9 protein-coding genes and 1 tRNA gene are annotated in these 14,007 nt (G+C 56.8%); 2 read left to right on the top strand and 8 right to left on the bottom strand.

Features of this window, described 5'->3' with window-relative positions:
• Window positions 1-352: 352 nt before the first annotated feature.
• From EK23_RS11050 to EK23_RS11030, 6 genes are all read right to left on the bottom strand, one after another.
• Window positions 353-2,491, bottom strand: coding sequence for a YfjI family protein (locus tag EK23_RS11050; RefSeq protein WP_052808113.1), 2,139 nt, complete (start codon window positions 2,489-2,491; stop codon window positions 353-355).
• Window position 2,492: 1 nt separating this feature from the next.
• Complete coding sequence (locus EK23_RS24695; RefSeq protein ID WP_082054117.1) at window positions 2,493-2,684, bottom strand: CHC2 zinc finger domain-containing protein; 192 nt, start codon at window positions 2,682-2,684, stop codon at window positions 2,493-2,495.
• A gap of 200 nt (window positions 2,685-2,884) precedes the next feature.
• The gene (locus EK23_RS22510; protein ID WP_082054116.1) at window positions 2,885-3,145 is read right to left on the bottom strand and encodes a hypothetical protein; all 261 of its coding nucleotides are present in this window, start codon (window positions 3,143-3,145) and stop codon (window positions 2,885-2,887) included.
• A gap of 346 nt (window positions 3,146-3,491) precedes the next feature.
• Window positions 3,492-4,694, bottom strand: a complete 1,203-nt coding sequence (locus EK23_RS11040) for a hypothetical protein (RefSeq protein ID WP_045225429.1) — start codon at window positions 4,692-4,694, stop codon at window positions 3,492-3,494.
• Window positions 4,695-4,795: 101 nt separating this feature from the next.
• Window positions 4,796-5,896, bottom strand: a complete 1,101-nt coding sequence (locus tag EK23_RS11035) for a tyrosine-type recombinase/integrase (RefSeq protein WP_045225428.1) — start codon at window positions 5,894-5,896, stop codon at window positions 4,796-4,798.
• A 344-nt stretch (window positions 5,897-6,240) separates the two neighbouring features.
• Window positions 6,241-6,317: transfer RNA gene (locus EK23_RS11030), tRNA-Arg, on the bottom strand.
• Window positions 6,318-6,564: 247 nt separating this feature from the next.
• Between EK23_RS11030 and fusA the strand changes: the two genes are divergently transcribed.
• Together fusA and EK23_RS11020 are read left to right on the top strand one after the other, a co-directional pair.
• Window positions 6,565-8,652 carry an elongation factor G gene (gene fusA / locus EK23_RS11025; RefSeq protein WP_045225427.1) on the top strand — a complete coding sequence of 696 codons (2,088 nt, stop codon included), beginning with the start codon at window positions 6,565-6,567 and terminating at the stop codon, window positions 8,650-8,652.
• A 416-nt stretch (window positions 8,653-9,068) separates the two neighbouring features.
• Window positions 9,069-9,797 carry a hypothetical protein gene (locus EK23_RS11020; RefSeq protein WP_045225426.1) on the top strand — a complete coding sequence of 243 codons (729 nt, stop codon included), beginning with the start codon at window positions 9,069-9,071 and terminating at the stop codon, window positions 9,795-9,797.
• A gap of 103 nt (window positions 9,798-9,900) precedes the next feature.
• Here the strand turns inward: EK23_RS11020 and odhB are convergent, their stop codons facing one another.
• A complete protein-coding gene (odhB, locus tag EK23_RS11015) occupies window positions 9,901-11,148 on the bottom strand; it encodes a 2-oxoglutarate dehydrogenase complex dihydrolipoyllysine-residue succinyltransferase (RefSeq protein ID WP_045225425.1) in 1,248 nt (415 codons plus the stop codon).
• Window positions 11,149-11,159: 11 nt separating this feature from the next.
• Window positions 11,160-13,949, bottom strand: a complete 2,790-nt coding sequence (locus EK23_RS11010) for a 2-oxoglutarate dehydrogenase E1 component (protein WP_045225424.1) — start codon at window positions 13,947-13,949, stop codon at window positions 11,160-11,162.
• Between the last annotated feature and the right edge of the window lie 58 nt (window positions 13,950-14,007).

The raw sequence follows: 14,007 nt of genomic DNA, 5'->3' as shown, positions 1-14,007 counted from the left end.
TCCTTCCAAAGTAGCTCAATTTAAGGCTTGCGAGAATCTTGCAATAGCGCCTTGAAACCCTTAGAGGATTTATAACTATTACGCTCACTTGTTTCGCCAGTTATAGTTGAAACCTGCCTTTTTTCAATTTTCTGCTGATGGCTAGCCCGAAATTACTATATGCGCCAGGAATGCCGGGGACTTCAGAATAAAAAACCAACCGAGCGTATTAACTATTAGTTTAAAAGTGACCAAATATTGACGGTAGTCAAAGGCATTCAGAGTATTTTGACCTTGCTTGCTTTCTGCTTGACTATAGTTTTCTGGTTATTGCCGCAGGCTTGACGGACTGGAAGAATTGAAAAGGGGCGCATCAAAGCGCCCCGGTCAGAATGGCGGGATTGACCTCATACACCTTGCTCGGCCTGCCGCCCTGCGGTTTGTTGGCTTGCGGCAGCGGGCGGATATAGTGCCGTTCGGTCAGCACCTCCAAGGCAGGCTGCATTTCATCAGTGCGCTTGAACCGTGCCTTGTGCGTGTAGTGACAATCGCGAAAGGTAAACGTCTGTTTGCCCTCTCGGCGCAGCCATGCCAGCACGGCGCGGCCAGCATCAAGCGCAGGGTCCGCTCCCATCAGGTCAAACGCTGCCAGGGCATGGGCGCTCAGTGCGTCCGCCATCCGTAGCGCGGCGCTCATATCCTCCAGGAGGATTTCCAGGGCTTGCGGACCTCGGAAGATATGGCGGACCACATGCAACAGCCCTGCGATGCGCGCCACCGCTCCCGGTAATTTCCCGGCCCAGTCCGTACAATGCTCATACATGCCGCCCGGCCCCATGCCAGCTTCCACGCGCAGCCAGAACGATTGCCATGCCTGGAAGGCATCAGGACTCAGATTGAGCGTATGCGGGCAGGGTTCGCCGTTGCGGTCCGTCGCCGGTTCTGCGTTCAGCATGGCATGAACGATTCCCTCATATCGCAGGCGCAAGTCCTCGGACAGCGGGCGTGTGTTTCCCGTGCGGCGGCCCAGGTTCGAAGCAGGCAAAGCGTACAGGAACCGCGCCAGCAATCCACGCCCGCGAAAGCTCGGCTTTTCGGTCAAACCGCGCAGCACATCCGGTTGCGGACTGATGCCGATAGTCAGCAAGGCACATTGCATGAACACAGGCGGGCGGCTGCCCCGGTCCACCTTGACCGCCGCCCCGGCGTGTCCCTGCAAGTAAATATCAATGTTTGGGATGCCTCCTGAGTAGCGCCCACCCATCATTTCGAACAGACCGGCCTCATCGCTCAGAATGGCCATGCGTTCGCCGTTGTCCGCCATATCCGCCCCCAGCTTTTCGGGCGTGATGTCGTCAGACCACACCTTGGGCGGCTTGGGCACATCCGGCAAACAGGCTTCCATGTCGGCAATATCCGCTTTCCACTGTTCAAACTCAGGCCCCATGGCTTTCGCGGCTGCCTTTCGCATGGCGGCTATCCGTTCACTCAGGGTCTTGTGCTCGCTTTCCGCCTGCTTGATTGCGGCATCCAGTTCCAGACGCTCCTTCTGCTCCCATGCCGTGAGGGGCGCGGTTGCCGCGTTCTTGACCGCTGTCTTGCGGCTCCCTGGCGGCAGGGCGCAGCAAGTCCAGACGTTCAACGGCTCAAAATAACCCGGCTTCACGTTCACCTGGTATTTGCCCTGGGCAGCCGCACCCAGCGCCGCCAGCACCATCAATGCGGGCAATTCCAGCGGCGTCTCCGTGGCCTCGGCCAGCCCCGACACAAATTCCTGAATGCTGCCCGGAAACACATCATCCGGCCAGCTCGGCAAGGCGGCAGGCTCCAACGGTATGGGCGCTTGCCAGTCCTCAGCGGCGCTCGCGTCCTGAGCTTGCAGCCACTCGACGGGCACCGGCGCGGAATGGGCTTTGATTGCTTCGCGGAAGGCGTTATCAAGCCTGACTTGGTCGGTTTCCGGCAGCGGGTCCAGCCCATTCCATTCCGGGCATTGGGCCTGCAACCAGTCCACCACATCACCGGCTTTCGGCAGTCCCGGCAGCGTCACACAGTACAGCTCGGGCGGCGCTTCCAGGCCTTGCAGGGCGGCGCACACGTCCATTATGTACGCTTGCCCTGGCTCATCGTTGTCGGGCAGCAGATAGGCTTTCTGATAGCCTGACAGCGGCCCCCAATCGGCCTTGCTGGCCGCCTTGCTGCCCCCTTGTGAAGTCACCGCACACAGGCCCAAGGACTGCAAAGCGGCGGCGCACTTTTCCCCCTCCACAATCAGCACATAGGCGCGGCTTTCATCCTTGGCGACATACTCCAAGCCATACAGCGGGCGCGGCTCTGGCGCAGCCCCAGCCGTGAAGCCATGCCCGTTTTTTCGCTGGAAGAAGGGAACCACCTCCTTCCCGTTCGTGCCCTGGTAGCGCCCGACAACACCCAACGGCGCACCATCGGCGGCGCGATAGGTCCAGGCGTGAAGCAAAGGCTTTCCGTTGAATCGGTCAGGTATGCCGTGCATGTCACACCCCCCATTCATCGGCCAGCTTGGTTAGGGCATCTTGAAAACTCAGCCCCTCCCGTTGCTGGACAAAAGCCACAATATCCCCGCCCTTGGCTCCACATGCGAAGCAGCAGAATGCCCCGGTTTCCAGATGAACCCGAAAGGAACCGGCTCGCCCATCGGCGTGGAACGGGCAAAGACCACCGTCCACCCATCCCCACGCCTTGCGGCGGGGTTCGGCATGTCGGGCAGTTCAGCAGGGTAGAAGGACCGGGGCAGAACCCCGGCCTTGATGGTTACAGCTTCCAGGCGGCGCTTCATTGCCACCTCCAAGCCAACAAGACCAGCGTCGCCAGAAATAGCACGACCTCTGGTAAAATGGGCGCTACGTGAATCAGGAACCAATCCATATCACGCCCCCGCCCTATCGCCACGGGCGGCCCCCGCCGCCCCGGCATCTTCAGGCTTCCAGCCACGCGGAAACCAATAGTGCGCCACGCGGCGCATATCCAAATGCGTTTGAATGGGCCAGCCTTTCTTCCGCAGGTAATGAATAACCGCCGCTAAACGCCAACCGCATCCCATGTTAATCAGAGTTTCATGGGTCAAATCAATTCGGCGTAACAGCAGGTCCGCCACAACGTGGCAATATTTCTGAGCGTATGCACTCATTTTGCCCTCCCATTCTGGCGGTCAATCCAGGCGAAGAAGGCAGATTCGTCGATTAAGACCTTTCGGCCAATGCGCACTAAAGCGGAATCCAAGCCATTTGTCTTGGCATTGAAAATCAGATTACGGAGGGAGCCTTGAGTAAAGGCAGGGTGCCGTTCAGAGAATTGCCGAACGGTTAAGAGACTTTTCGCAAGAACAAGATTCATTTTAATACCTGCAATTTGTTGCACAAATCCGCCGAATTCGCTCCGGCGTTGCAGACATTAAAAGCGCGATTTTTTCCATACTTTCCGCACGCGGAAATGCGGAAGCTTAGCGGGGAAGCTTAGGAGGGAAACTTCGTGATTTATTTTGCTTGACAGCTTTTTTCCTTATCTGCTCTCCTGAATTCGCTAACCTTTGTCTGAATGGTTTTCTTTCTCCATTCCCCTGAGGTTCCACCACTGGTTTTCCAACTAATACCAGCCTCTTTCCCAGTCTCCCACCAATCAACTATTGGGCTTCCCTTTACATTTTTATATCTTCTGAGGATTCTAAAAAATTGGGCTCCTGTGGGTTTTTCATGCTCTTCCCAGATATCTCGCAACCATCGGTTAATTTCCGTCTGGCGTTTTTCTTGTCTTGTGATTTCGTCCGACTCGCGGGACACTGCATCGCCGTGCGATTCCAGCCTAAGCTCTTCAAGCTCCAGCGGTATTTCATAACCCTTTGAGCGCACCCATCTCACATAGCTACAAGGGTCTATTGTATCTAGCAGTGTTGGATAGCCCTTCTCATGCATAGGCATTTTCCCAGCTTTGATACTGCCTTCAGCAAGCTCCCATATTTTCTTGAACTCCTCATAAACCTGTTGTTCTTCTTGTGACTTACAACGACCGCTATACTGGTCAGGGGTTGGCCTGGCTTCAACGCCAAGCGTCAGTAAAATAGCGCGTTCAATCGTCCATAGGTCAGCCTTGGCCCATGTCACGTAGTCGGCTTTTTGGAGTCGCGTATGATTTGGTGCTAAACCAGCCCCTTTCGGCACAGAACCAACAGGCGGCGGCGCTTTTGTTATGTTGTTCTGGGTTGAGTCTTGAGTATGTTGCTTAGCCTCATCCAGAAATTTGAATATCGGGTCATGCTCACGATTTAGGGGGCTTATCCACCCTTCCTGCTTAGCGAGAAAGAAGAATTCAACCGGGGACACCAAGTAAACTCGGACGTCGGCATCCTTGTCGAATTCCTTTGGCAACAAACCTTTTTCAACCCACTCCTCCGCAATTTTTTTGCGTTCATCGTGCTCCTTGTCGAAAATATCCTTCTCAGATGCACTGTAGGGGTAAGGCTCCATCGGGGAAGGCATCGACAGCCATAAACCATCCTCTATCGAAATGCGACGTTTGGTTAGCCAGTATTCCCAATTTATATTATTTGGCTCAGCAGTCTCATAAAGACGCACCCCATGCATGAGCCCTCTCTTTTGCATTTCTGTAGGCAAGGGGCGGCCATCATTAAGCCACTTTACTAACGGGTTGCGCTCGTCGTCGTTTATAGTCTCATCAGCCATAATCAAACCTCCTTCGTTTGATGCTGGTTAGGGCACCGGGGCGGCGGCAACCGTCCCGGCGTCTGGTAACTAGGTTTTGTGGCTTTTGTGGCGCAGTTCGGCTATCCGAAAATCTTGGAGTTCATCCGTTCAACCACGCTGGAAACATGCGCGTCGGACAGGTGGGCGTAGCGCTTCACCATTTGCAAGGTTTTATGGCCCAAGGTTTCGGCAATTTCCGCCAAGCTTGCACCGTTCATGGCTAGATATGACGCGGCGCTATGACGTAGGTCATGGAAGCGAAAATCATGAATCTCTGCCCGTTCTATGGCGACTTCCCAAGGTTGGCGAAGGTCTATGGGTTCGTTTGGGTCTGACTTGCCGGGAAAAAGCAAATCGGTATCCAGTCGCCGCACCTTGGCAAGCTCCCGCACACAGTCCAATGCGTGACCCACTAAGGGAACTACGCGCCTCTCGCCATTTTTGGTTAGATGTAGCGTGATTTTCGCGGCGGCCATGTCTACCACCCCCCAGGCGCGATGAAGCGGCGGGATTTTGGGCTCCCTCCAATACAGGCCTAATATTTCTCCTTGGCGCATTCCAGTTGACAGCGCCAACACCACGGCAGGATAAAGCGCCGCGTTCGATGACTCGCGGCAAGCGGCCAGCAGGGCAGCGCGTTCTTCGTCGGATAGGTAGCGTACGCGGCCACGAGGTGCGCTTGGCCTTTTCACTTTTCGCATTGGGGAATCGTCCAGCCATCCCCATTCATTCACTGCTAGGGTCAGCGCAGCACCAAGGGCATTCATATAACTGGTAACCGTCGCCGCCCCTCTCGGCTTTCCTCTGGGCGTTGTTTCGCTCGACAGCTTGTCACGGACCGAAACAATTGCGGCGGGCGTAATGTCTGCCAACAAGGCATGACCTAGCTCATCCTTCCAGCGGTTAAGGTTGGTCGTTTTTTTCTTCTGCTCCTTCGGTCTTTCGGTAGGCAAGACGTCCCGCATATACCTGTCGATAAGTTCTCCCAGAGTGTGGCGTTTGGCTTCTGCCGTTTTGAAGTGACGGCCCTCCCTAATTGCGGCCTCGGTCTGTTGCGCCCACTTCTTGGCATCGGTCAATCTGGTGAAGGTTTCTGATTGCACTGGATAGCCTTTCAGGCGGACCTTTACCCGGTAACTGGTCTTTCCGTCTTGTGTCTCACGCTTCTCGATGGTTGCCATGTTCGCCGCTCCTTTTACCCTGTCAATAGACTACGACAAGGCACGAAAAATGGCGACATCCCCTTATTAATGGGGCGAAGTTGTTTTATAAAGCAATGAAAATAAATGGAAGATATGGCTGTTATGGGTAATTTGGGACACTCATGGGGCAGCTCGGCTCAAAATTGGGTGCTTTGAGGTTGCTCCTCCGGCTGGGGTAGGGGGGTATCGATTGAACAAATTGTGCCCAAGCGGGTGGGCAGGGAAGGGCGCGTATTGTCGCCTTTTGTTGCTGGTGACTGTCCCACCAGTGTCCCGCAGGCAATAAAAAAGCCTTGGGCTTTCGCACAAGGCTTTGATATTTATGGTGCCCCGAATACGATTCGAACGTACGACCTTCCCCTTAGGAGGGGGACGCTCTATCCGACTGAGCTACCGGGGCGTGCGCAGGATTCTAGCATCGGTGATCCGCACCATCCACCACCATCAAAAGCACCCCGGATTGCGGCCGGCTGATCTGCGTTTCGCAAGGTTGCTGCAGCAATCGGGTTGCTCCGATGAGGGCCGCCGGTGAGTCGATTTTCCGGCATCGAGCCATTTCAAATTTCGGTGGGTAAATTTCATCGTGTCAGGCTATAATTCGCTGTTTTGTTCAACAGCGTTTTCGTTGCCCAACCCTAGGTACAATCATGACGGATCTGTCACTTTACAGAAACATTGGTATCTTCGCCCATGTGGATGCCGGTAAGACCACCACGACCGAGCGAATTCTGAAGCTCACCGGTAAGATTCATAAGATCGGCGAGGTTCACGACGGCGCGGCTACCACCGACTTCATGGAGCAGGAACAAGAGCGCGGCATCACCATTCAGTCCGCGGCGACGACCTGTTTCTGGAAAGATCACCGCTTCAACATCATCGACACGCCCGGCCACGTGGACTTCACCATCGAAGTCTATCGCTCGCTGAAGGTGCTGGACGGTGGGATCGGTGTATTCTGCGGTTCGGGCGGCGTTGAGCCGCAGTCGGAGACCAACTGGCGCTACGCCAATGATTCCGAAGTTTCCCGCGTCATCTACGTCAACAAGCTGGACCGTATCGGCGCGGACTTTTTCCGCGTGGTCAAGCAGATCAAGGATGTCCTGGGGGCTTACCCGCTGGTCATGACCTTGCCCATCGGGCGCGAGGAGAGCTTTGTCGGCATGGTCGAACTACTGACTCGCAAGGCCTGGATCTGGGACGAATCCGGCGACCCGATGAAGTACGAGATCAAGGACGTGCCCGCCGACATGGTGGACGACGTCGAAAAATGGCGCGCCGATCTGGTCGAGAAGGTCGTCGAGCAGGATGACGATGTCATGGAGAAGTACCTGGAAGGCGAAGAGCCGGATGTCGATACGCTCAAGCGTCTGATCCGCAAGGGCACCATCAAGTTGGACTTCTTCCCGACCTACTGCGGTTCGTCTTTCAAGAACAAAGGCGTGCAGTTGGTGCTGGATGCCGTTATCGACTACCTGCCGAACCCGACGGAAGTGAAGCCGCAGCCTGAGGTCGATCTGGAAGGCAACGAAACCGGCGAGTACGCCACCGTCGATCCGGAGCGTCCACTGCGCGCATTGGCTTTCAAGATCATGGACGACCGCTATGGCGCGCTGACCTTCGTGCGCCTGTATTCGGGCAGGATGGAGAAGGGCACCACTGTTCTGAACACCTTTACGGGCAAGACCGAGCGCATTGGCCGTATCGTCGAGATGCACGCCAACAACCGCAACGAACTGGATTCCGCACAGGCTGGTGACATTGTGGCGGTGCTGGGCATGAAGAACGTGCAGACCGGCCATACCCTCTGCGATCCGGATCAGCCCGCGACCCTGGAGCCCATGGTCTTTCCCGATCCGGTTATCTCCATCGCCGTTTCCCCCAAGGACAAGGGTTCCAATGAGAAGATGGGTGTCGCTCTGGGCAAAATGGTTCAGGAGGATCCTTCTTTCCATGTGGAAACCGATCAGGAAAGCGGCGAAACCATCCTCAAGGGTATGGGCGAACTGCACCTGGACATCAAGGTGGACATTCTCAAGCGTACCCACGGCGTGGAAGTGAACGTCGGCAAGCCGCAGGTGGCCTATCGCGAAACCATCACCAAGCGCGTCGAGGACGGCTACACCCACAAGAAGCAGACCGGCGGTTCCGGTCAGTACGCCAAGATTGACTACATCATCGAGCCGGGCGAACCCGGCAGCGGTTTCACGTTCGAGTCCAGCGTGACCGGCGGCAACGTGCCGCGTGAGTTCTGGCCCGCGGTTGAGAAGGGCTTCAAGGGCATGCTGGGCAAGGGCGTTCTGGCAGGGTATCCCTGCGTGGACCTGAAGGTGAACCTGACCGACGGTGGCTTCCACCCGGTTGACTCGTCCGCCATTGCCTTCGAAATCGCCGCGCAGTCGGCATTCCGCCAGACGGTGCCGAAGGCGTCTCCGCAGTTGATGGAACCGATCATGAAGGTGGATGTGTTCACCCCGGATGCTCATGTGGGCGACGTGATCGGTGACCTGAACCGCCGCCGCGGCATGATCAAGTCTCAGGAAGCGGGTGTCACCGGTGTCCGTATCAAGGCAGAGGTGCCGCTTTCCGAGATGTTCGGCTACATCGGCGATCTGCGCACCATGACCTCGGGGCGTGGCCAGTTCTCCATGGAGTTCTCGCACTACATGCCATGTCCGAAGAACGTGTCCGACGTGGTCATCAAGGAAGCACAGGAACGCGCTGCCGCGAAAAAGTAAGGCCCTTCAAGGGGCCGGAGAACTTCCGGCCCCTTCAGTTTCTTCAAGCAAGGCCGCTGTGGCCGGCTCGTCCGTTTCGACGAGTCGGCTGCCGCGGCCTTGTTTTTTTTCTGTCAGTGAGTCGCGAGCAGAAATTTTTTCGCGAGTGTGCGCTGTTACTGTCGGGCGATTCTTGCCATCCATTGTGAAAATTGTGGCATATGCCACAGTCACTTGCGTTTTTGGTGTCTAGCCAAGGCAGACGCCTGGTGGATTCTTGAGGGGCTGGTGCCGAGTTTTTCTTATAGGAAAAACATTTGCTTATGCCATACTCGAGCGCTGAAGGGGGGGCGAACCGGTCGTCAGGAACGTGTGCCTTTGCTGGAAATGACCAATTAAACCATGTGATTTGCCATGAGTATGGCTGGAGTCAGGGCATGAAGACCTATGCCACAGTGTTTCTTTTACTTTTGTCGGCCTTGTTAACGGACGCGTCAGCGGCTGTTGTCGAATTAGTGGGCGCCAAGGTAACGTTCCGCTTTGAGAGCGCAAACACGGGCTCGTTCCAAACCTGGGGCATTGCCACAGACGATCAGCAGCAGGATCAACTTCGCTTTGTGCCGACGGGTTTCAAAGCCACTTCTCCGGTGGATGTCACGCCTGCAAGTGACGGCATTGGACTTCGTAGCAAATCTGAAGAACTGGTGGTCACCGTGATCGCCAATCCCGGCTATGTCTTGAGTGGCGCTTCGTTATTGCAGAAAGGAAGCTACCAACGCTGGGGACTTGATAGCACTATCTTGAGCAATACGGCGGTGTCTGTTTCGGGCTCTTTTACTGTCGGCTCCGACCAAAAGGCGATTGATCTGGAGGGCGATCTGACCGACGGAAGTGTGGGGATGGATTTGCCATCGGCATCGCTTTGGTCGGTGAATCTGTCGTCCGATACAGGGGCAGCGCCCAGCTTGATCGTGAAGGTGTCTTCGACGCTGTTTGCCTTGAGCGCAGCCCCCTTCGGGCAAGCGCTGGCAACGATCCAGAACGACCTAACGCAAATTACCGCTCTGGCGCTGCCGGTACCGCTTCCGGCAAGCTTTCCGCTTTTTGTCACGGCATTACTGGCGGTCGTGCTGATTGCCCCGGCCGGCGTTCGCAATCGCCGCTAACCTACCGCGACATCTCGTTCGCCTTCTGACTGATCAAAACCTACCTGCCTTTGACGCTTGCCGACGCTCAGTGTGGCAATGCGAGCGTCGAAGGTAGCCCGGTTCAAACTTCCAAGACCAATCTAACCGGATCTTCCAGCAATTCCTTGATAGTGAACAGGAAGGAAACGGCTTCGCGCCCGTCTATGAGACGATGGTCATAAGAGAAGGCCAGATAGATCATGGGGCGTATCACGATCTGGCCGTCTTCTACCACCGGCCGTTCCTTGATGGCGTGCATGCCTAGAATCCCACTCTGTGGGGGATTCAGGATCGGGGTTGAGAGCATGGAGCCGAAGATGCCGCCATTGGTGATGCTGAAAGTGCCTCCGGACAATTCCTCGTAGCTGAGTTTTCCGTCGCGCGCCTTGCGGGCGAAATCTACCACCGCTTTTTCGATCGCGCCGAAACCCAGCGTATCCGCGTTGCGCAGAATGGGCACCACCAGCCCGCGGTCGGTGGAAACCGCGAGACCTATGTCGTAGTAGTCGTGGTAGACAATCTCGTCGCCCTCGATGGAGGCATTGATGATGGGATAGCGCTTCAGCGCTTCCACCGTCGCTTTGACGAAAAACGACATGAAGCCCAGCTTGACCTTGTGTTCCTGTTCGAAGCGCGCCTTGTAGGCATTGCGGATCTCGAACACTTTCTGCAGATTGACTTCATTAAACGTCGTCAGCGTCGCCGTATTCTGCTGTGACTGCAGCATGCGCTCGGCGATGCGCGCCCGCAATCGGGTCATGGGTACGCGCCGCTCGCGTGAGTCCGAATTGGCCAAAGGCGTTGAAATTGGTGCGGGCGTCCTTGGTTCCTCTGCAATTGGTGGCGACTTGCGCGATTCGAGAAAGTCCAGGACGTCCTGCTTGGTCAAGCGTCCGCCCTTTCCCGCAGCCGGGATCTGTGACGGGTCGAGCCCATGCTCGGTGAGCAGCCGCCTCACGGCCGGACTGACTGGCTGGGGCAGGGTGACGCGCGGCGATTCCGCCGCCGCCGCTGCGGCAGCAAAGGCTTGGGGCGTCGGTGACGCTTGCAATGGCGCCATCGGTGGTGGCATCTCGGAGGCGATGGCGTCCAGGGCCGTGTCAAGTAGGGCGAGGATCGCACCTGCCCCCACGACGGCACTTTTTTCGCACTTCACTTCGGCCAAGATGCCATCGTCCGGTGCGGGCACATCCAGCACGACTTTATCGGTTTCCAACTCGACCAAGGTTTCACCCTTGCCGACCTTCTCGCCGGGGCGCTTGTGCCATTGTAGGACAGTAGCGTCTTGAACGGATTCCGGAAGGTTGGGTACTGCGACTTCAATGCGCATGGTCTGATGTCCTAACGGGTGAGGCTGGGTTCCGCGAAAAACGCTTCCTCCAGCAACTGCTTCTGCTGCGCCAAATGCCGACTGAACTTGCCCACGGACGGTGCCGCGCAATTGGGTCGTCCCGCGTATCCGAGGGTAAACCCAGGATTGCTCAAACTCAGGAAACGGTGCCTGATCTGGTGCCAGGCACCCTGGTTCTCGGGCTCTTCCTGGCACCAGATCAGCTCCTTGAGATTGGTGTAGGGATCGAGCGCTTCGGCGAAGTCATCGAGCGGGAAAGGGTACAGTTGTTCGATCCGCAAAATGGCAACGTGCCTGATGTTTTCTCGCCGCCGCATTTCCAGAAGATCGTAATAAATTTTGCCGCTGCATATTACCGCACGGGTAACCTCTTTGGCAGGCAGGGCCTCGGTTTCGCCGATCACGGTCTGGAAGCGGCCAGTGGCCAAATCGCTTAAGGAGGAAACGGCCAGTTTGTGCCGCAACAGACTCTTCGGCGTCAGCGTGACCAGGGGTTTGCGATAGGTGCGCAGAATCTGGCGGCGCAGCAAATGGAATATCTGCGCGGGCGTAGTGGGCACACAGACCTGGATGTTCTGTTCGGCGCAGAGTTGCAGGTAACGCTCCAGGCGCGCCGATGAGTGTTCGGGGCCCTGGCCTTCGTAGCCGTGGGGCAACAGCATGACCAGTCCGCTGAGGCGCCCCCATTTGGTTTCACCGGAGGTGATGAACTGATCGATAACAACCTGTGCACCATTGGCGAAGTCCCCGAACTGCGCCTCCCAGATGATCAGCGTGTCGGGTTCCGTGGTGCTGTAACCATACTCGAAGCCCAGCACCCCCTCCTCGGACAGCAGTGAGTCGAAAATCTGGAAGCGACCTTGATTGGGCGCCAGATGCTGGAGGCGGATCAGGGCATCGCCATTTTTCTGGTCATAGAGGATGGCGTGACGATGGAAAAACGTGCCGCGCCCCACGTCCTGCCCGCTGAAGCGGATATGATGACCCTCCATCAGCAAGGTGGCATAGGCCAGGTTCTCGGCGAAGCCCCAATCAACGGACGTATTGCCTTCCGCCATTTTTCGGCGTGCTTCGATGATCGCGGATGCGCGCGGATGCAGTTCGAACCCGGGCGGAATCCGCAGCAAGGCATTGCCGGCGGAAATCAGCTGCTCCATGTGCACGGCCGTTTCGCAGGGCTCTGTCCATTCCTTGCCGATGAAGCGATCCCAGCGGGTCCGTGCGTAGTTGGTGGTATCGCGCAGGGTGGCGCGCAAGGCGACGCCCTGGTTCTCCAGGCGATGCTGATAGGCTTCGTCCAGGCTGCTGACTTCCTGATCGTGAACCACGCCTTCCGCGACCAGACGGTCCGCATACAGCTTGCGAACGCTTGGATGGTTCCGGATGTAGGAGTACATCAAGGGTTGGGTAACGGCCGGTTCATCCACTTCGTTGTGGCCATGCCGGCGGTAGCAGATCAGGTCGATTACCACGTCCCGCTTGAATTTCATGCGGAACTCGACGGCGAGCCGGGTGATATAGATGACCGCCTCGGGGTCGTCTCCGTTTACATGGAACACCGGCGCCTGAATCATGTTGGCCACGTCGGTGCAGTAGAGTGTTGAGCGCGCGTCGAAGGGGTTGCTGGTGGTGAAACCGATCTGATTGTTCACTACGACGTGTATTGTGCCTCCCGTGGTGTAAGCCCGGGTCTCCGACATATTGAGGGTCTCCATCACCACGCCCTGACCGGCAAAAGCCGCGTCGCCGTGGATTAGTACCGGCATCACCGCCGTTTCACCGTCCTCCGGCCAGCGGTCCTGGCGCGCGCGCACGGAGCCTTCCACGACCGGATTGATGACTTCCAGGTGCGAAGGGTTGAACGCCAGGGCCAAGTGCACTGGGCCTCCGGGGGTCTCCACGTCAGAAGAGAACCCCATGTGGTATTTCACGTCCCCGGTGCCATTGGGACTTGGGTCGTGGGTGGCGGTTTCCTCGAACTCCTGGAACAACAGACTGGGCTTCTTACCCATGATGTTGACCAGGACATTCAGGCGTCCGCGGTGGGCCATGCCAATGACGATTTCGCGGGTACCTTGCTCGCCGGAGCGCTGGATGAGTTCATCCAACAGGGCAATGAGGCTTTCTCCTCCCTCGAGAGAGAAGCGCTTCTGTCCCACGTATTTGCGGTGAAGGTACTTTTCTATGCCCTCGGCGGCCACCAGCAATTCCAGGAGCCAGTGCTTTTCCTCCGGGCTGAGTCGAATACGTGCCCGAGAACCTTCCAGCCGACGCTGTATCCATTCGCGCAGTTCCGTATCCACGATGTGAGAGTACTCCGCACCGATGCTGCCGCAGTAGGTCTCATGCAGGCGTCCCAAAATCTCACGCAACGGCTGCTTCTCCGCATTGCGAAGGATGTCCACGTAAAACAGCGAATCCATGTCATGCGCACCCAGCCCGTGAGTCCTGGGGTCAAGATCGCGGATGAATGGTGGTGCAGTTAGTTTGAGTGGATTGTTGTCCGCCGCTTGGTGACCGCGGGTACGGTATTGGGCAATCAGGCGATCTACCGCTGCCTGCTTACGCAGCGCCAGGCTCAGCAGTTCGGCCGAGGGTAGGGACGTAGCGGGCGTGGGTGGCGCGAAATCCTCAGGCGCCTGCATGGACGAAAATTTGTCGCGCCAGGAAGGATCGACGGAATTGGGATCCAGCAGATAGTTTTCGTACAGCTTCTCAAGAAAACCTGCATTGTCCTCGGTAAAGGCGGAGGACTCCTCAAACAGTTGCAGTTTGTTCATCGTTTCTTGGTTCTAGAGTCCTGGCAACCGCATCAACGTGTTAAGGATATTTGCTTTT

The sequence above is a fragment of the Methyloterricola oryzae genome, assembly GCF_000934725.1.
GTDB lineage: Bacteria > Pseudomonadota > Gammaproteobacteria > Methylococcales > Methylococcaceae > Methyloterricola > Methyloterricola oryzae.
The sequence above is the reverse complement of the archived record's forward strand: the minus strand, read 5'-3'. Positions and strand labels throughout refer to the sequence as shown.